The sequence below is a fragment of the Mesorhizobium sp. B2-8-5 genome, from assembly GCF_006440675.2.
Lineage (GTDB): Bacteria > Pseudomonadota > Alphaproteobacteria > Rhizobiales > Rhizobiaceae > Mesorhizobium.
This window is the reverse complement of the sequence record NZ_CP083951.1, coordinates 5035346-5051779: the sequence shown is the minus strand read 5'-3', so window position 1 is coordinate 5051779 and position 16434 is coordinate 5035346. Positions and strand designations below refer to the sequence as shown.

The following is a 16434-nucleotide window of genomic DNA, read 5'->3' as shown; positions in this document are numbered from 1 at the left end:
CCGTCTGAAATTCAGGTGGCAACCTGGATGGGGCCGACCTCAAGCCCGGCTCCTTTTTGGCTCGCCTCGAAAGAGGCGGGCCATTTTTTTGCAAAGCCGTCGACAATCTCGCGGCTTTCGCCCGAAGCCCCACTGACTTAGGTACGCCATGGCTAATATGGCTTGCAGGATGTAGACTTCGCGGAGTCGGGTTTACAGAGGCATTGGGAGGACAACAAAATGCCACGGGTATCGGAGCTTTTCTTCAAGACGGCCATCGTCTTTCTTATTCTGGGCATCGCCGCCGGGCTGCAGATGGCGATTTCGGGCGATCACGGTGCGTTTCCCGCGCATGCCCACATCAACCTTCTTGGCTGGGTCACCAGCGCCATCTTCGGCGGCTACTATGCGCTCAACCCGGCCAAGGCCGAGCGCCGCATCGCAATGATCCATTACGGCCTCTATACGGTCGGCATCGTGATCATGCTGCCGGCGCTCTACTGGATGCTGGCGGCAGGCCATCCGGAGATCGAGCCGGTCGTGGCGATCGGCTCGCTGATCGTCGCCGCTGCGGTGCTGGTCTTTGGCTTCGTCGTCTTCTCGTCTTCGGAGACGGTCCGCTCGGCTTCGCCGGCCACCGCGCGTTAACTCGGCGAACCACAGGATTGCAGCCGGCTCGGACCACGGTTCCGACGGCTGCAAGCCGGCCGTTTGCGTTGCGCCGCATTGACGTGGTGAAAGGCGGCCCGCCGGCGACAATACAAATTTGATGGCGCCTCGGAACTTTAGCACCGAGGCGTAGCCCGGTCCCTGCGTTCGAGCGGAGAATGCGGAGCGCCGGCTATTGCGGTGCGACGACCTCTCGAAAACGAAAAGACGGTCGGTCAGCAGCCCGGCCGCAAAGCGCCGCTCAAAGCGATTAAGGCAGCAGTTTCGGGAACAGCCACAAGATGAGAGCGTGGATGATGCCGTCGCGCTCGAACGGGCCGGGTATCTTGGCCGGTGCCGAGCTTGCGTCCGCCTTGCGTTCGTCGGTCACGCGGGTCTCGCCATGCACGAGCCAGAGCACGGCCACGAAATAGCCGGCCTGCAGAACCACTGCCGCCAGGAATGTCCAGCCGATCGCCATCCAGACAGATCCCGTGGAGGCGTAAGTCCAACCGAGGATCACCAGAAGCGTTGCCACCATTCCCACAAGAAACTGCGGAAAATACATCTGCCCATCCGAGCGCCGCGGCCACATTCGGTCGTCGACGATCTCGCCCATATCTCTACCCATCTCGACCCATGCACCTTTTCCTAGTGGACCGCAAGCTTGAACGATTTGCCGGCGGGCCCATCGCCCTTTCGTCCGATCCGATAGGGACTAGGGACGCAGGACTTCCGGTGTGACAACTGGGAATTGCGCCAAATCGTTCCCGAGGCTCAACATTCAACGCATGCCTAATGAACACGCGCAGGCGATTGCCCGTGTGTTCGGTTGTCTCTGCACGCAAAAAGGCCCGCCGCGTGGCGGGCCCTTGTCTGTCCTGCTATCCGGATCAGGTCAGGATCAGCACGATCTTGTAAGTGTCGGGGTCGACGATGACGATACGTCCGTCGGCCAGCACGAAATACTCGTAGGATTCGTAGGCAGGCACGATCTTGACGATGCGCGCCGGCAGGCGGTGCAGACGCACCTTGTGCCGCGGAACCTCGACGCCGACAGAGATGTCGAAGCTGACGTCGCGAACCGGTTCGACCCTGGTCTCGTGAATGATCTGCGTGACCTGCGTCTTCTGCTCCACCGTCACGTTGTTGATCGAGGCCGTCTTGTTCTGGTCGGTCTCGACATTGGTGTTGCCCTGGGCGTTCTGTTCGGTGTTGGTACCGGTCTTGCCCTGCGCGTTCTGCTCGGTCTGCATCTTGGTGTTGCCGCCCTGAGCGTTCTGCTCGGTGGTGGTTGTGCCGGACTTACCCTGGGCCTGCTGATCGGTCTGGGTCTTCGTCTTGTTCTGGGCATTCTGCTCGGTTGTCGTACCGGTCTTGCCCTGCGCGTTCTGCTCAGTCTGCATCTTGGTGTTGCCCTGAGCGTTTTGCTCGGTGCTGGTCCCGGTCTTGCCCTGAGCCTGCTTCTTCTTCAGCTGTGTATTGTCCTGAGCATTCTGGTCGGTATTGGCGCCGGCCTGACCCTGGGCCTGCTCATCGGTCTTCATCTTGGCCGTGCCCTGGGCCTGCTCTTCGGTGTTGGCGCCGGCCTTGCCCTGAGCGTTCATCTCGGTCTTCGATTTCGTCTCGCCCTGAGCCTGCCCGCCGGCCTTGCCGCCCTTTTGACAATCGGCCGTGCCGGCCGCGCAATTGTCGCCGCCGCTCGGCTGTGCGGATTCGGTCTGCGCCATCGCGGCGCCGCAACCGACGCCGAGCGCGATCATACTTGTGATAAGCAGATGTTTCATGGGATTTCTCCTCGGAAAATTCGGTCCCTTCACTAGGAAAACCCGGCCCGAAAAGCATTGTTCCGAAATTGCCGCGCCGCGCGCCGGTGACGTTTCTTCGGACGTGCCTGTGACGTTCCCCCGAAAATGGTGTCGGCGAATTTTTTGCAGGAACAAGGCTTGTCGGCCGGCGTTACGCACATTGCCTACCGGCTGTGAAATCGCAGGCGCAGCGTGAGAGGCAATCTATCCAAATCAAGGAGAAGATCGATGAAAATGCACCTCACAACCGCAGCCGCGGGCCTGCTGCTTCTGGCCGGCATCGGCGCCGCCGCCGCCGAGGATGTTATTATCCAGCCCGAACAGGAAACGGTCATCCGCGAATATGTGCATAAGCAGCCGCTGGCGTCGGTCAAGCTTCCCGGCGTCAAGCTCAGCATCGGCAGCGTCCTTCCCGACACCGTCGAATTGCACGAGGTACCGAACGTCAAGTACCGTTACGTCGTCGTCGACAATCAGACGGTCATCGTGGATCCCGGCACGCGCAAGATCGTCCAGGTCATCCAGTAGGATCATTCGCAGCTGAGTTGACGGCCTTGCCGCGGACTGCGGCCGGGCCGTTAACCAGTATTAATTCGTGACCACATGCTAACGGAACCTTCGTTCCGGGCTCGCGTTGCCGCTGCTGTGTTCGAAATTGCCTCATAGAGAACACAAGCATGCGCAGGATGCGGGAATCGGGCGGCGGCGAAACAGGCACGGGTTGGGGGAGGAGACTGACCAACATGTCGAAACGAGAAATCGGAACATCCCGTTCGCTCGGGATGCGTGTCGCCGATCTCAAAGCCAGGATGCGGGACGCCCGGATCACCGAGCATGAGATGAAGACCTTCCAGAAGGTCGCGGCCATCATGGGGGGCGGCGAGGGCTCCCTACGCATAGACGCGGACGATCTGATCGCCGCGTCCTTCGTCACCGAGGCCCCGGGCGAATCGGCACCGAGCTGACAGCGGCCTCCAGCCGAATCCCGATCGATCCAGTCGACCTCCAGCCGCAAGGCGGCGGTCTGCAGGCAAACGGATGCAACGGACGTCAGGGCGCGCCCGGTTGATCCGGGATTCGCAGGCCAAATCCTAAAACTTGCGGTCAAGGCCAATGCGCACGGCGTCCTGGCGGATGGTCGTCATACGCGTTGTGAGGCGTGATCAACAGACGCTGCCGCTCCAGCGGGCGCCGCTGGCCCTGCGGGCGTCATGCCCGTCGCTGCCGACCGGCCTTTGACCGGCGAGGGACTATCCAGGCACGTGTCGGTTCTGTGCCCGGCTTTCGCGTACCCGGCTTCGCCTGACCTTTGCTTCGCGCAGCACCGCGACCGGATCGGCGCCGGTCCATTCGATTCCGGCCTTCCGCGCGAAGACCAGGAACGCCTGCCGCGCCTTGTCGAGATCGATCTCTCCGGTCCGCGCCGCCTCACAGGCGCGGAATGCGTTGGCGTAGCTATCGCCCCGCGTGGCCTGCGGCCATTCCTTGAGAAAGTTCTGCATCCCGGTGAGCGTGGCGATCTCGCGCTTGAAGCCGGCGCCCACGGCAATGGCCACGGGGGCCCGAAGTTCGATGTCGCTTCTGATGGGGCCTTCTTGCATGACTGCGGCATCCTTTGATTTTCAAAGACTTGGGCAGTTTCAATGCCTTCCAATGCAGAGCCGATGCGAAGGTTCCGCCAAATCAATTAGTCGTGGCTGACGGAACAACACCCTGCCGGCGGCGTTTGCCCCGGGAGCTCCCATGTTCGACCTGCCCGTGTTTCCGCCCCGCGGAGGCCAGGCGGAGCTCGCCAACGCAACAGGAGATAAACGATGAAAACCACCCTCATTCCAGCTGTCGCCGGCCTGGCTCTGATGGCCGGCATCGGCATCGCGGCCGCGGACGAGGTGATCGTCACCCCCGAGCAGCAGACCGTGGTCAGGGAATATGTCCACAAGCATCCGATCGCCTCGGTCAATGTGCTCGGCCTCGAGCTCGGCGTCGGCTCGACCGTGCCTGACACCGTCGAGCTGCAGCAGGTTCCGGACGTCCAGTACCGCTATGCGGTCGTCAATGACCATACGGTGCTGATCGATCCCGGCACGCGCCGCGTTGTTCAGGTGATCGAGTAGATTTAGTCCTGAAAGAGCCCGATCCTCTCCCCGGAGCATCGGGGAAGGATCGGGCTCTTCTCGTATCCGGGCATAAGGCCTAAGATAAACAGCGGTTTGGGAGGCAACGAAGCGCGGAAGGAGTCGTTGCCATGCATCATCCACACGTCGAATCACCTGACATTGCCCGCCAAGTCGACAGACTGCTGGCCGAACGCGGCGATGGGCTGCTGTCGATCAAGCAGGCGGTCGCGCTGCTGCGCGAGCGCACCGGAACCGATCGTTCCGACGCCGACCTGGCCGGACTGATCGTCAAGAAGGCCGCGTATCTCGGCATCGCGGTGCTTTCCGACGAGAAGTGAGCCATCACCGGATATTGCTTCAAGATGCGTTTGCGCGCCGCGTCTACACCCAAGACGGCACGCGAAAATTGGGCTAATGTTTGGCTGGGGAACAGTCCCAAACCGTAGGAGGCGACAAAGTGACGGACGACAGGCACGAACGCATTCGCCAACGCGCGCACGAGATTTGGGAGCAGGCCGGCCGGCCTGAAGGCGCGCATATGGAGCACTGGGACCAGGCGACGGCCGAGATCGATGAGGCGGGCAGGCCGAAGAAAGCCGCCAAGAAGGCCGCTGCCGCCAAGGTCGAGAAGCCGAAGGCCGCGAAGGCGGAGAAGCCTGCCAAGGCCCCCAAGGCGCCACCCAAGTCGAAAGCCAAGGGCTGATCGCGTCCTAAAGGATTACGGGCAGTCGTCAGACCGTCTGCCGCATAGTTGACCCACCGGCGACGGCGACCTGCAAAGCCGCGGCCTGCGCCAGCTGCGCGGGCCCACCTCGGCGAGCCTGCCGGGCAGATCGCCCGGCATCGCTTGATATTAGAGAGTGTTAATAAGCCTCGACGCCACAGCTGCAAATCATCGGGGAATTACTGATCAGGTTGAACTGTTTACTGTAGCTTGGCTGCAATATGTGTTCAATAGATGAAATGCTCCCAGTAAAAGTCAGGCATTGAGCGGAAGGCGCAGTTGACTCCGCGCGCTCGCATGCGCCTTTTTCATGCGAGGCTTTCTCTCAACATCCAACTTCGGGGATCAGGCATGCGGGGTATCAACCGTGTCATTTCATTTGCGTTTCTAGCTGTGGCGGGCGGTCTCTCTGCGCCTTGCCAGGCAGCGCCGGTCGAGTACGTCAGGGTCTGCACGGCTTATGGCGCGCAATACCATTACAGTCCCGGCACCGCCACCTGTATCAATGCCAACACGGGCGAGACGCGCAGCTTGACGGAGGACGGTGTGGTCGACGGCAAGACGGCGTTGGCGAGCAAGGTCGACGACATTGACCGCCGCGTCCAGCGCGCCTTCGAGGGTGCATCGGTGGCCTCAGCGCTGGCCGGCCCGGACCTGGTGCAGGGCGAGCATTTCGGCGTGCGCGTCAACTGGGGCAATGCCGGTCAATCCAACGCCATGGGTGTCACCGGCGCGGCGGTTCTTGGCGAGGGCTTCATGCCTGGCGGCAACGGTCGGCTGGCCGGCGCCGCGGGCGTCGGCTTCTCCGGCAAGACGGTCGGCGGCAATGCCGGCCTGCAGTTCACCTGGTAAGCGCGACCGAGGGGCAATCAATGTTCAGATATCTTCTTGCGCCGGCGATCCTCGGCGCGGCAACGCTCCTTGCGGCGCCATCCCAGGCGGCAGTCGCGTATGTCAAGATCTGCTCCGCCTATGGAGCCAATTACTACTATAGCCCGGGCACGGACACCTGCATCAATGCCCAGACTGGCGTGACCAAGAAGCAGGTCGACGACGGCAATGGCGGCGAGATGACCGAGGTCGGTAAGACGGCGCTCGCGGCCCACGTCGATGACATCGACAACCGCATCACGCGCGCCTTTGAGAACGCCTCGATCTCGGCCGCGCTCGCAGCGCCCGATCTCGTCCAGGGCGAGCATTTCGGTGTGCGCGTCAACTGGGGCAATGCCGGCTATGCCAATGCCTTCGGCATCACGGGCGCCGCGGTGCTGAGCGAGGGCTTCGACCATGGGGGCCGGCTGACCAGCACGCTCGGCATTGCCTTCGCCGGCAGCCAGGTCGGCGGCAATGTGGGGCTGCAGTTCAGCTGGTAGGGGAGGCTATCGTCTCCCTTGCTTTCCGGCGTATTGCGCGACCGCGCAAATGAGGGCCAGCGCCGCCATATCGCAGGCGGTCCGCGACGGCGACGGTCCCCTGGCGAAAAGCACCGCGTCCGCGACGGGGATCGTCAGGCCATGCTTTCTGGCGAATGACGTGACTTCGTAGGGCTGGTCGTCAGGCTGTATGTCGATGTCGATACGCTGGTCCATCAAACGAGTTCCTCCCTGGTACGCGGCTTTACCCTCCTTCGCCTGAGACGAATTTAACCACCCGCCGCTCAGCCGCGTCCACCAATTGCCAATTGTATGAAACGATGCATTTTTCGACGGGCGGCCCAAGGGTTGTAGGGGGAGCTGCCTGCCTCACCACGCATCGCTCGACCGGGCAAACCTCATGCGGGCCGCGATCATCGCGCTTTCGCATTCGCTGATCAGCCTGAGATTGCGCAGATACCGCGCCACCGTCTCCGGGAGCCAGGCGGCGCAGGCCTCGACATAGGCGCGGCCATGCACCAGCGTGCCGGTCGAAAGCCGCTCGTCCTTCTCGGCGATCACCTTCAGATATTGCCGGATGAAACGGATGTCGTCGGCGATGTCCTGGCTGGCCATGCGCCAGGCGCCGGCAACGCGTTCGCGCTCGGCGAACGGCAGTGGCGAGAGCAAAGGGCGGGAGAGGTCGGCGAAAGCGCCACGGTTCGCGGTATTCAAGCAAGTCCCCTCAAAGGAAGGGAAATATCGTACTTTATGTACGAAAAACAATCAAGCCGGATTCGTACATTTTGAACGACACTGCGGTTGCGATACCGCGGTTATAAGAAATCTGCGAAAATCTTGTAACCCGGCATCTCCCTTAGGGAGATGGGGCCCTTGGCTCAATTGGCCTCGCAAAAAACCGCTTTCCCATTCGCTCGAACAGTGCTTTAACGCGGCCATCCACAGGGGTGCTCCGTACGGTCGGGGCTGAGATGGCGGCGGCAAGCCTCCGGACCCTAAAGCTGATCTGGATAATACCAGCGGAGCGAGGCGGGCCATGTTTTCCGGCGCACAGATTTCCCTTTATCCCATGGCTGACGATTTCGTCGGCGTCATCCTTGGCGCGTTGGGCGCGCTCGATCCTTACCGCGACAGGCTGAGGATCGAGACCGACGATATCTCGACGCTGCTGGTCGGGCCGCCCGAAGTGCTTTTTCCCGCCATGCGCGACCTGTTCGTCGCGGCGGCGAAGAGCGGCAGGCACTGCGTGCTGTCGGCCGCGGTCTCGCGCGGCTGCCCCGGCGAGCCGGACGACCCGATCTGCCGCTCGGACGAGATAGGCGGCCCGGCGATTCCGCTTGAGGAGCGCAAGCGCGCCGCGCTCCGCGCCGTCGAGGCGACGCCCTCGACCGACCAGCCGGTGGCGGCGCAATTCTCGCTCTATGTGATGGGCACCGGCGACCACATGGACGAGATCTATGGCTGCATCGACTTCCTGAAAAACTCCGGCGTCTTCGACCGCTCGAAGAATTTCTGCACCAGGCTGCGCGGCGATGCCGGCGCGGTGTTCGCCACGCTCGCCGAAGCCTTCTGCCGCTTCGGCCCCGGCGCGGGCCACGTGACGCTCGACATAACGATTTCGGCGAACAGCCCGACCGCGGTTTGAGCCGCGTAGCGCTGCCGAGGTAGATGTGATGGCTGTTTCGTTCGGTTCTACACCGCAAGAAGAGTCTTCCGAGATTGGCGAAAGCCGGGGTGCCGTCCAATCTCCCCCCTTGCGGGGGAGATCAGCCCTTGCTTCCGCCTTCGCCAGGATCTTCCCCGCCGCCATCGCTTTCGCTCTTCTCCTCATCGCCTGGGAGCTCTACGCCCGCCTCGGCGGCATCGCGTCCACCGTGCTCCCCGCGCCCTCGCGCGTGCTGGCGCAAGCCTGGGAGAACCGCTCGGCGCTTGCCGACAACACGCTGCCCACCATCCGCGCCACGCTGGCGGGCTTTGCCTGCTCGCTCGTTGCCGCCTTCATCCTCTCGGCGCTGGTCGACTTCCTGGCCCCGTTGCGCCGGGCGCTGTTCCCGCTGCTGATCGCCAGCCAGACCTTGCCGCTGGTGGCGATCGCGCCGCTGGTGGTGCTGTGGTTCGGCTTCGGGCTGCTGCCAAAAATCCTGCTCGTGGCGCTGGTCACCTTCTTCCCGATGATGGTGGCGCTGGTCGAAGGCTATGCCGCCACGGCCAAGGAGATCAGCCAGATGCTCGCCGCGATGGGAGCAGGGCGCTGGCGCATCTTTTGGCTGGCGCGGCTGCCGTCGGCGCTGCCCTATTTCTTCGCCGGACTGCGCATCTCCATCACCTATGCCGTGGTGGGCGCCATCTTCGCCGAATACGCGGGCGCCGCGAAGGGGCTCGGCATCTACATGCTCAGCGCCAAGAACAATTTCCGCCCCGACCTGGTGCTTGCCGCCGTCGCGGTCAGCTCGGCGCTGACGCTGGCGCTGTTCGGCCTCGCCGTGCTCGTCCAGCGTCTCGCCATGCCCTGGGAAAATGCAGAGGGCGAAAGGGCGGGGCGCGACGGCGGCAAGCCTGTCGGGGAGGGCCGGCCATGACCCGGCTCGAGCTCCGCGACGTGCGAAAGAACTTCGGCGCGCTCGAGGTTCTGGCCGGCGTCTCTCTCCATGTCGGCGCGGGCGAGTTCGTCTCGATCCTCGGTCCTTCCGGCGCCGGCAAGTCGACATTGTTCCAACTGCTCACCGGCGCGATCCGGGGCGAGGGCGAGATGCGCTTCGACGGCGCGCCGCTCGATGGCGCCCGCTTCGCCTTCATGCCGCAGCGCGACGCGCTGATGCCGTGGCGGCGCGTTATCGACAATGCGGCGCTGGGGCTCGAAGTCCAGGGCATGAAGCGGCGCGCGGCGCGCGAGCGCGTGGCGCCGTTGTTCGCCGAATTCGGCCTTGCCGGCTTCGAGCGCGCCTGGCCGGCCGAACTGTCCGGCGGCATGCGCCAGCGCGCCGCGCTCCTGCGCACCGTGGTGCAGCAGCGCGACATGCTTTTGCTCGACGAGCCGTTCGGCGCGCTCGACGCGCTCACCCGCGCCGCCATGCAGCGCTGGCTGGAGACGATGTGGCGAAACTATCGCTGGACGGCGCTGCTCATCACCCATGACGTGCGCGAAGCAGTGCTTCTGTCCGACCGTATCTATGTGCTTTCGGCACGGCCCGCGCGCGTGGTGCGTGAGGTGGCCGTGCCGCTGCCGCGCCCGCGCACCGAGAGCGCGGCGCTTGCCCGCGAGGCCGCGGCGATCGAGGCAGGCATCCTCGACACGCTGCTTGGCCAGTCCGATCCGAATTTCCGACCATCCGATGGAGAATTGAAATGACCGATCTGACCCGCCGCCAGGCGCTGTTTCTGGCCGCCGGCCTGCCTCTTGCCGGGGCCGTCACGCACGCCCGTGCCGCCACCACGCAAAAGATCACGGTCGCGCTCGACTGGACCGTCAACACCAACCACATCGGTCTGTTCGTCGCCCGCGACAAAGGCTTCTATCGCGACGCCGGCATTGACGTGGAAATCCTGCCCTATGGCGATACCGGCTCGGGCACGCTGGTCGCCAACCGTGTCGCCGATTTCGGCATTTCCGGCTCGCTCGGCCTGTTCACCCAGAAGAGTGCTGGCGCCGACCTGAAGGCCGTCTACGCCGTCGTCCAGTCGGAGACCGGCCGCGTCGTCTTCAACGCCGACCGCGCGGCGATCAAGAGCCCGAAAAATCTTGACGGCCTGACCTATGGCGGCTTCGGCAGCGCCTGGGAAAACGCGCTGCTGCGGACCATCATCCGCCATGACGGCGGCAAGGGCGATTTTTCGACCGTGACGCTGGGGACGTCCGCATACGATGCGCTGGCCAACGGCTCGGTCGATTTCACGCTCGAAGTCTCGACATGGGAAGGTGTCGAAGCGGAACTGAAAGGCCTCAAGCAGCGCAGCTTTCGCTACGCCGACTACGGCGTGCCGGACGAGCACACCACGCTGATCGTCTCCAGCAACGGCTTCCTTAGCGCCAATCCGAAAGCCGCCGCCGCTTTCGTCAAGGCGACGCGGCGCGGCTATGCCTTCGCGGTCGATCAGGCGCTGGAGGCGGGCGAACTGCTGATCGCCGCCAACAGGGACACACTCGCCAACCCGGCGCTGATCGACGCCTCGCTGAAGGCGCTGAACGACGGCCATTTCCTGAAGAGTGCCAACGGCGCCATCGGTACGATGGACAAGGCAAAGATGGAGGCGATGGGCGGGTATCTGTTTGCCTCGGGGATATTGCTCGACGGCAATGGCAAGGCGTTGAAGGAGAAGCCGGACATCGAGGCGTACTTCAGCAACGGGTTTCTGGGCGCCTGAGAGGACGAAGGAACGCGGTGTCGCGCCGGAACCCGTCCGGAAATCCGGTGCGGAGCCTAATTCTCAACGATGGCGCGAAGCAGCGCGGTTTTGATGTGCCACCCGGGTTCGCCATGCAGTAACAGGGCGGCCTCATAGAATCTCGCCATGGCCGGGCACAGGCCCGGGAAGTCCTGGTTGGCGTTCGAGATAGCCTCCATCTCGGCCGACGTGCCGCCGATCTTTGTGAAAACGTCGGCGACCAGCGACCAGTCCTGATCGCCGGGCACGGCCGCCGGTAGGCCGCTTCTTTTGGCGGCGCCGAAGGCGCGGAACAGCGCGGCGCCGATCCTGTCCAGGTCAGCCAGGAAATCGTGGCCGGGCGCACTGATCGCGTCCGGCCCGTTGCGCAGGTAATTGTTGCAGGTGGCCGGTGTTTCGCGCGCCATGACATGATTGAGCATGTCGAGTTGCGCCGAAAGCGCTTCCGAAGCGTTGCTGTCGGGGGTCGTGGGTAGGAGTGGCGCATATCTATGCCTCAGATCGGCGACCGCCTGTCTGCTGATATTGCGCACTTATGTTTGGCTTCCGGCCTGGGCCGCGGCAGTGATCTTGCGCAGCATCGCATCGTAGTCGTCCGGAAATTCGCGGGCGATAGCCTCGAATATCTGGAGATCCTGCTTCCGGATCTCGGCATCGATGTCGGCGGTGGTCAGCGTCTGGGGCGGCATCTTTACTGACTGATAGTGGTGATGTCTGCCGCTGCCGAACATCGTTGGCATCACGTTAGTCCCAACGATGCTTACGGGGACGACCGCCGCGACTTGCAACCATTTCCAAGGTGACATCCGCCTGCGCTCCGACACCCTTCTCACTCTGCCCCAAGGCTCAGCGCCTTCTTGCGGTCGGCTTCCGCACGCTTGCGGTTGCCCTTGGCTTCCCACACAGCGCTACGCGATTTGTATGCGCCAGCGAAATTTGGCCTTAACTTGATCGCTTGGTTGAGGTCGGCGATGGCGCCGTCATAGTCCGCTTTGCGGGCGCGGATCGTGCCGCGGCCGAAGTAACCGAAAACGTTATTGCGATCGAGTCTAAGAACCGTTTCGAAATCGCTGAATGCCCCTGTGTCTTCGTGGTGCTTCATGCGGAACATGCCTCGACCGGCATAGATCCTTGCGTTCATTGGATCGAGACGGACGGCGTTTTCGTAATCCGCCGATGCCCCGTCATAGTCCCCCTGGTAGCTGAGGACGCGGCCGCGATCGCTGTAAGTGTCACCGATGTCGGGGCCGATAGTGATCGCCTGGCTGAAATCGGCGATGGCACGGGCATAGTCGCCCTTCGTCTCCCAAAGGATGGCGCGCGCTACATATGCGTCTCGGAAGGTGGGGAACAGGGCAATCGCTTTGCCATACTGCGCGATGGCGCCGTCATAGTCATCCCTGCTGTCCAGCACTTGTGCATTGTTGAAAGCCGCCCTGGCTCCAGGCGGAATGCCACCCGCCGAGGTCGCCGCTCCGCTCTCGATCTTGCCTGACGTCCTTGCCTTCGCCGCCGCCGCAAGCTTGAGGCCCTTGCGGGCGAGGCTCATCTCCGGATCGAGCTTCAGCGCCTGGTCGAAATCGGCGATCGCCCGGCCAAAGTCACCCTTGGCAGCGAAGGCGCCGCCGCGCCCGAAATAGGCCTGCGCGTCATTGGCGTCGAGCTCGATTGCACGGCTCAAATCGGCGATGGCGCGATCCGGTTCGTTCTTTTTGGTCCACGCGACGGAACGGCCCATGTAAGCGTCCGAGTAGTCAGGGTAGAGCCCGATGACCTTGTTGTAGTCCTCGATCGCCGCGTCGTATTTGCCTTTGTCGACAAGCGCGATGGCCCGTCCGACATAGGGCGAGGCATCTTGCGGATCGAGCGCCATCGCCTTGTTGAATTGGGCGATCGCACGATCATATTGGCCCTTGTAGTAGAAGGCGTAGCCGCGATCGACCAGAGCGTTTAGCTTCTTCGAGGATGGCGCGATCGCGTTGCCGCCGGCACCGCCTTTCTTCTGCGTGGCCATCGCTGCTTTGCGCGCGGCGGCGTAGTTTGGATTGTGCGGGTCTAGTTTGGCAGCTTGGTCGAGGTCGGCAATGGCATCGGCGTAGTTTTTGCCGTCGGCTCGCACCATACCGCGTCCGTAGTAGCTTGCGGCGTCTTTCGGATCGATCTCGATCGCCGCTGAAAATGCCTCGATCGCTCGCTTCGGGTCTCCCGTGGCGTACCAGGCCGCTCCGGAACAGAAGAAAGCGCCGCTCGCTTTCGGGTCGAGCCTGATGGCCTTGATGCAATCATCAAGCGCGCCGTCCGCGTCGCCCGCTGCGGCCTTGGCCAGACCACGGCGCATGAGCGGCGCGGCCGCATCGGGAATAATGGCGATGGCCTTGTCGTAATCGGCGATCGCGCGGGTAAAATCCTTCTTGCCATCAAACGCCCTGCCACGGCTGAAATAGGCGAGCGGGCTCTTAGGATCGATAGCGATGGCCTCTTCATAGGCCTCGATCGCTTCGTCATACTTTTCTTCGTGCAAGAGGCTGTCGCCGTTGGCCACCGCGACGAGGACGCGGGGATCACTGGTGTCGATAAGCTTCGCCAACTTCGGATCGGCAAGCGAAAGATCGTCACTCGCACCAGGCTTGACCGCAGACGGGGTTTCTGCTGGCGCAACTGCGGTGGCGCTCTGTTCGTTCGCCGTTATGTCGGAGCCGTCCGCTTTGGTCATGCCATCGGCAGGCTCCCCGCTGACGTCCGCCGCTGCCTTGCGGGCTACGGCATAGTCACCATTGCCGGGATCGAGCTTGAGCGCCTGATCGAAATCGGCGATGGCGCCGGCATAGTCTTTCCGATCCGCCCGCACCATGCCGCGCGCGTAGTAGCTGGCGTCATGCCCGGGATCGATCCCGATCGCCACCGAATAAGCGGCGATGGCGCGCCCGGTGTCGCCCTTGGCGTGCCAGGCCATGCCTTTGCAATAGTGGGCGTCGCGCGCCTTCGGGTCGAGCGTCGCTGCACGATCGCAATCGGCAAGCGCGCCATCGACGTCGCCGGACGTCACCTTGGCGAGCCCCCGGTGAAAATACGCGGCGGCAAAATTGGGGGCAAACTGGATGACCCTGTCGAAGTCGGCGATCGCCTGGCCATAATCGCGTATGGCGGCCCTGGCCCTGCCGCGGCCGAAGTAGCCGAAGCGGTTGTCGGGTTCGAGCGCGATCACCACGTCATAGGAGCCGATCGCCTTGTCGTATTTGCCCATGCCCAGCCAGGCATCGCCTTCCAGGATCGCTTGGAGCGCGCGCTGGTCTTTTGTCTCCAAGGTCTTTGCGGCCAGCGTGTCGTCCGTAGCCGCCAAATTCGGACGGACGATTTGTGGCTTTGGAGCAGCGGCCGCCGCCTTCGGCTGCTCAGGGTCCCGCGACGGTTCAGTTTTGCCCTCATCGCCGGCAGCCTGCTCGTCGCAGCTTGCCGACCGTGCGGAATCCAACTCCACGGCGCGCCGGCAATCCGCCGCCGCGCCGGCCTGGTCGCCCTTGAGCGTCCTGGCGCGGCTGCGGCCCAGATAGGCGTCGGCATTGTCGGGGTCGAGGCTGATCGCCTTGTCGAAATCGAGCAGCGCGCCGTCGACGCCGTATTTCGACAACCGCATCTGGGCGCGCTCGAGCAGTGTCTTGGCGGTCGCCGGATCCCCGCTTGGCTGCGTAGCGGTCGGCTGTTGGCCAGGCAGATTTTCCCAATACGTGCCTGCGCGTTTCCGATCGAGTTCGACCGCTCGCCGGCAATCGCCGATGGCGAGGTCGAAATTGCCGACGAGTGCCTCGGCGATCGAGCGGTTGTAATAGGCATCTGCATTGTAGGGATCGAGGCCGATGACAAAGCTGAATGTATCTATCGCGCCCTTGGGGTCGACCTGCATCGCCTGCAACCCCGATTTGAGGTTCCAAGCAATGGCGGCGGAGTTATCCTGCTTGGCATATAGTTGCGGCGGCGCATATGACTCGGCGACTGCAGCACGGGTTGCCCGTTCGCCCTGCTCCTGCTGATTTGGACGCTGAGCCTTTCTTTGCGGTAGTCGGCGTTGGCCGGATCGAGCGCGATCGCTTTGTCGAGGTCCGCAATTGCCTTGTCGGGATCCTTCGCCTCCCAGACGACTGCCCGCTCGAAATACGATTTTGGATCGTCGGAGCTGATGGCAATCGCTTTGTCGAGGTCGGCAAACGCCTCTCGTGAATTGCCGATCTGGGCCATGGTCATGCCGCGCACGCGGTAAGCTTGGGCGTTGGCCGGATCGCGGCGAACGGCGTCATCCAGATCGGCGATAGCGCGGGCATAATTCTTCTTTGAGGCCCAGCTCTTGGCGCGGTTGAAGTGGAAAGCGGAACTTGCTGGATTGAGCCGGATCGCCTCGTCGAATGCGGCGATGGCGCGGGTATGGTCGCCCTTTTCCTGCCACTCTACTCCAATCGCATTTTGAGCAGAAGCTGGGTTTGGGTCGGTCGCGCCGTCGCCCGGCTCACCGAAAGCCTCGACAATCAGTCGCGTGCAATCGCGCCCCTTGTCCGCATCGATATTGGCGATGCGCTTGCAATCGGCCTTGGCTCGCTTGCGATCACGCTCGGCGATCGATGAGCGGGCCCGGTCTAGGTAAGGAGCGATAGGGTCAATACGGACGCTCTCCGCTTTGTCGTAGTCGGCCTGGGCTCGCGCTGCGTCGCCCTTGTCTTCCCACACAACGCCGCGCACGCCATAGGCCATTTCATTGGCGGGATCGATGTCGATCGCCTTGTCGCAATCGGCGATAGCCCGATCATGCTCGCCTTTCTTGTTGAGCGCCCGCGCGCGATCGGCATATCGGCTTGCATCATCCGGCGTAAGCGCGATCGCTTTTGTGTAGTCCGCGACGGCCCGGTCGAAATCCCCTTTGCTCTCCCAGGCGATGGCGCGATTGGTAAATGCGCGGACGTAAGTCGGATCGAGCGCGATCACCTCGTTCATATCGGCGATGAGGTGGGCAATATCGTTCCTCTGTGCATAGGCCAGGCCGCGCACAAAATAGGCGCTTACGCGAAGATCAGGCACCTCGCCTCTGTCCTCGGCGATTGCGGTGCAGGCGGCAACCTGCCGGTCGGCGGAAAATTTGCTCTCGCTGAAGCAAGTGTTGTAGTCTTTGCCAGCCGCGAATGTTTTGCCGCCGAAAGCACCAAGCACAACCACCCCTGCCAGCGCCAGGAGCGGCCCGCGCGAAAGCCAGGCAACAAACGCGCGCATCAGCGCGGCGGTGTGGCGTGACATGATTGATCCTCCCCCCGGAGTGATCGCGACTGCTCTCGCGGATACCTATATAGTTCTGTTTTTGTTCCCTAATGCAAGCAGAAATTGCGGTGGCTGCATTTATGCCCTTGGATGGGCCAAGTGGC

The 16434-nt window shown here is 63.0% G+C and carries 21 protein-coding genes and 1 riboswitch; of the genes, 12 read left to right on the top strand and 9 right to left on the bottom strand.

Annotation, left to right across the window (positions count from 1 at the left end):
• The first annotated feature begins 219 nt into the window (after window positions 1–219).
• Entirely contained in the window at window positions 220–627 is a 408-nt protein-coding gene (locus FJ430_RS24910) for a hypothetical protein (RefSeq protein WP_095820511.1), read from the top strand.
• 271 nt (window positions 628–898) lie between these two features.
• Here the strand turns inward: FJ430_RS24910 and FJ430_RS24905 are convergent, their stop codons facing one another.
• Both FJ430_RS24905 and FJ430_RS24900 read right to left on the bottom strand, forming a co-directional pair.
• On the bottom strand, window positions 899–1246 hold the full coding sequence (locus FJ430_RS24905; RefSeq protein WP_226891896.1) for an exopolysaccharide production repressor protein: 348 nt from the start codon (window positions 1244–1246) through the stop codon (window positions 899–901).
• A gap of 274 nt (window positions 1247–1520) precedes the next feature.
• Window positions 1521–2414, bottom strand: a complete 894-nt coding sequence (locus FJ430_RS24900) for a DUF1236 domain-containing protein (protein ID WP_140703584.1) — start codon at window positions 2412–2414, stop codon at window positions 1521–1523.
• Between the two features lie 249 nt (window positions 2415–2663).
• Here FJ430_RS24900 and FJ430_RS24895 point away from each other — a divergent pair, with 249 nt between their 5' ends.
• Both FJ430_RS24895 and FJ430_RS24890 read left to right on the top strand, forming a co-directional pair.
• Window positions 2664–2963, top strand: coding sequence for a DUF1236 domain-containing protein (locus tag FJ430_RS24895; RefSeq protein ID WP_140703587.1), 300 nt, complete (start codon window positions 2664–2666; stop codon window positions 2961–2963).
• Between the two features lie 215 nt (window positions 2964–3178).
• On the top strand, window positions 3179–3400 hold the full coding sequence (locus FJ430_RS24890) for a hypothetical protein (RefSeq protein ID WP_140652209.1): 222 nt from the start codon (window positions 3179–3181) through the stop codon (window positions 3398–3400).
• A gap of 285 nt (window positions 3401–3685) precedes the next feature.
• Here the strand turns inward: FJ430_RS24890 and FJ430_RS24885 are convergent, their stop codons facing one another.
• Entirely contained in the window at window positions 3686–4036 is a 351-nt protein-coding gene (locus FJ430_RS24885) for a DUF982 domain-containing protein (protein ID WP_140652207.1), read from the bottom strand.
• Window positions 4037–4249: 213 nt separating this feature from the next.
• On the opposite strand from FJ430_RS24885, the gene FJ430_RS24880 reads away from it, so the two are divergent.
• The 5 genes from FJ430_RS24880 (at window position 4250) to FJ430_RS24860 (ending at window position 6649) form a co-directional block, all read left to right on the top strand.
• Window positions 4250–4549, top strand: coding sequence for a DUF1236 domain-containing protein (locus FJ430_RS24880; RefSeq protein ID WP_140645400.1), 300 nt, complete (start codon window positions 4250–4252; stop codon window positions 4547–4549).
• 131 nt (window positions 4550–4680) lie between these two features.
• Complete coding sequence (locus FJ430_RS24875; protein WP_140645401.1) at window positions 4681–4890, top strand: hypothetical protein; 210 nt, start codon at window positions 4681–4683, stop codon at window positions 4888–4890.
• A gap of 119 nt (window positions 4891–5009) precedes the next feature.
• Entirely contained in the window at window positions 5010–5255 is a 246-nt protein-coding gene (locus tag FJ430_RS24870) for a DUF2934 domain-containing protein (RefSeq protein ID WP_140645402.1), read from the top strand.
• 372 nt (window positions 5256–5627) lie between these two features.
• A complete protein-coding gene (locus tag FJ430_RS24865) occupies window positions 5628–6128 on the top strand; it encodes a porin (RefSeq protein WP_140703590.1) in 501 nt (166 codons plus the stop codon).
• Window positions 6129–6148: 20 nt separating this feature from the next.
• On the top strand, window positions 6149–6649 hold the full coding sequence (locus tag FJ430_RS24860; protein WP_140703592.1) for a porin: 501 nt from the start codon (window positions 6149–6151) through the stop codon (window positions 6647–6649).
• Between the two features lie 6 nt (window positions 6650–6655).
• On the opposite strand, the gene FJ430_RS24855 is transcribed toward FJ430_RS24860, so the two are convergent.
• A complete protein-coding gene (locus FJ430_RS24855) occupies window positions 6656–6865 on the bottom strand; it encodes a hypothetical protein (protein ID WP_140703594.1) in 210 nt (69 codons plus the stop codon).
• Between the two features lie 153 nt (window positions 6866–7018).
• Window positions 7019–7363, bottom strand: coding sequence for a hypothetical protein (locus tag FJ430_RS24850; protein WP_140703596.1), 345 nt, complete (start codon window positions 7361–7363; stop codon window positions 7019–7021).
• A gap of 219 nt (window positions 7364–7582) precedes the next feature.
• Window positions 7583–7695, top strand: a riboswitch (TPP riboswitch).
• Between FJ430_RS24850 and FJ430_RS24845 the strand changes: the two genes are divergently transcribed.
• From FJ430_RS24845 to FJ430_RS24830, 4 genes are all read left to right on the top strand, one after another.
• A complete protein-coding gene (locus tag FJ430_RS24845; protein WP_140652197.1) occupies window positions 7686–8294 on the top strand; it encodes a YkoF family thiamine/hydroxymethylpyrimidine-binding protein in 609 nt (202 codons plus the stop codon). It overlaps the preceding riboswitch by 10 nt.
• 109 nt (window positions 8295–8403) lie before the next feature.
• Window positions 8404–9228 carry an ABC transporter permease gene (locus tag FJ430_RS24840; protein ID WP_226891890.1) on the top strand — a complete coding sequence of 275 codons (825 nt, stop codon included), beginning with the start codon at window positions 8404–8406 and terminating at the stop codon, window positions 9226–9228.
• Window positions 9225–9998, top strand: coding sequence for an ABC transporter ATP-binding protein (locus FJ430_RS24835; RefSeq protein WP_140703602.1), 774 nt, complete (start codon window positions 9225–9227; stop codon window positions 9996–9998). The genes FJ430_RS24840 and FJ430_RS24835 overlap by 4 nt, the downstream gene beginning before the upstream one ends.
• Complete coding sequence (locus FJ430_RS24830; RefSeq protein WP_140703606.1) at window positions 9995–11011, top strand: ABC transporter substrate-binding protein; 1017 nt, start codon at window positions 9995–9997, stop codon at window positions 11009–11011. Before FJ430_RS24835 ends, FJ430_RS24830 begins: the two co-directional genes overlap by 4 nt.
• A 56-nt stretch (window positions 11012–11067) precedes the next feature.
• On the opposite strand, the gene FJ430_RS24825 is transcribed toward FJ430_RS24830, so the two are convergent.
• The 4 genes from FJ430_RS24825 to FJ430_RS24810 form a co-directional block, all read right to left on the bottom strand.
• The gene (locus FJ430_RS24825; protein WP_226891888.1) at window positions 11068–11565 is read right to left on the bottom strand and encodes a hypothetical protein; all 498 of its coding nucleotides are present in this window, start codon (window positions 11563–11565) and stop codon (window positions 11068–11070) included.
• Entirely contained in the window at window positions 11566–11772 is a 207-nt protein-coding gene (locus FJ430_RS24820; protein ID WP_226891886.1) for a hypothetical protein, read from the bottom strand. It lies immediately after the preceding gene.
• Window positions 11773–11861: 89 nt separating this feature from the next.
• Entirely contained in the window at window positions 11862–14933 is a 3072-nt protein-coding gene (locus FJ430_RS24815) for a tetratricopeptide repeat protein (RefSeq protein WP_140703608.1), read from the bottom strand.
• Window positions 14906–16309, bottom strand: coding sequence for a tetratricopeptide repeat protein (locus tag FJ430_RS24810; protein WP_140703613.1), 1404 nt, complete (start codon window positions 16307–16309; stop codon window positions 14906–14908). The genes FJ430_RS24815 and FJ430_RS24810 overlap by 28 nt, the downstream gene beginning before the upstream one ends.
• Window positions 16310–16434 lie beyond the last annotated feature (125 nt).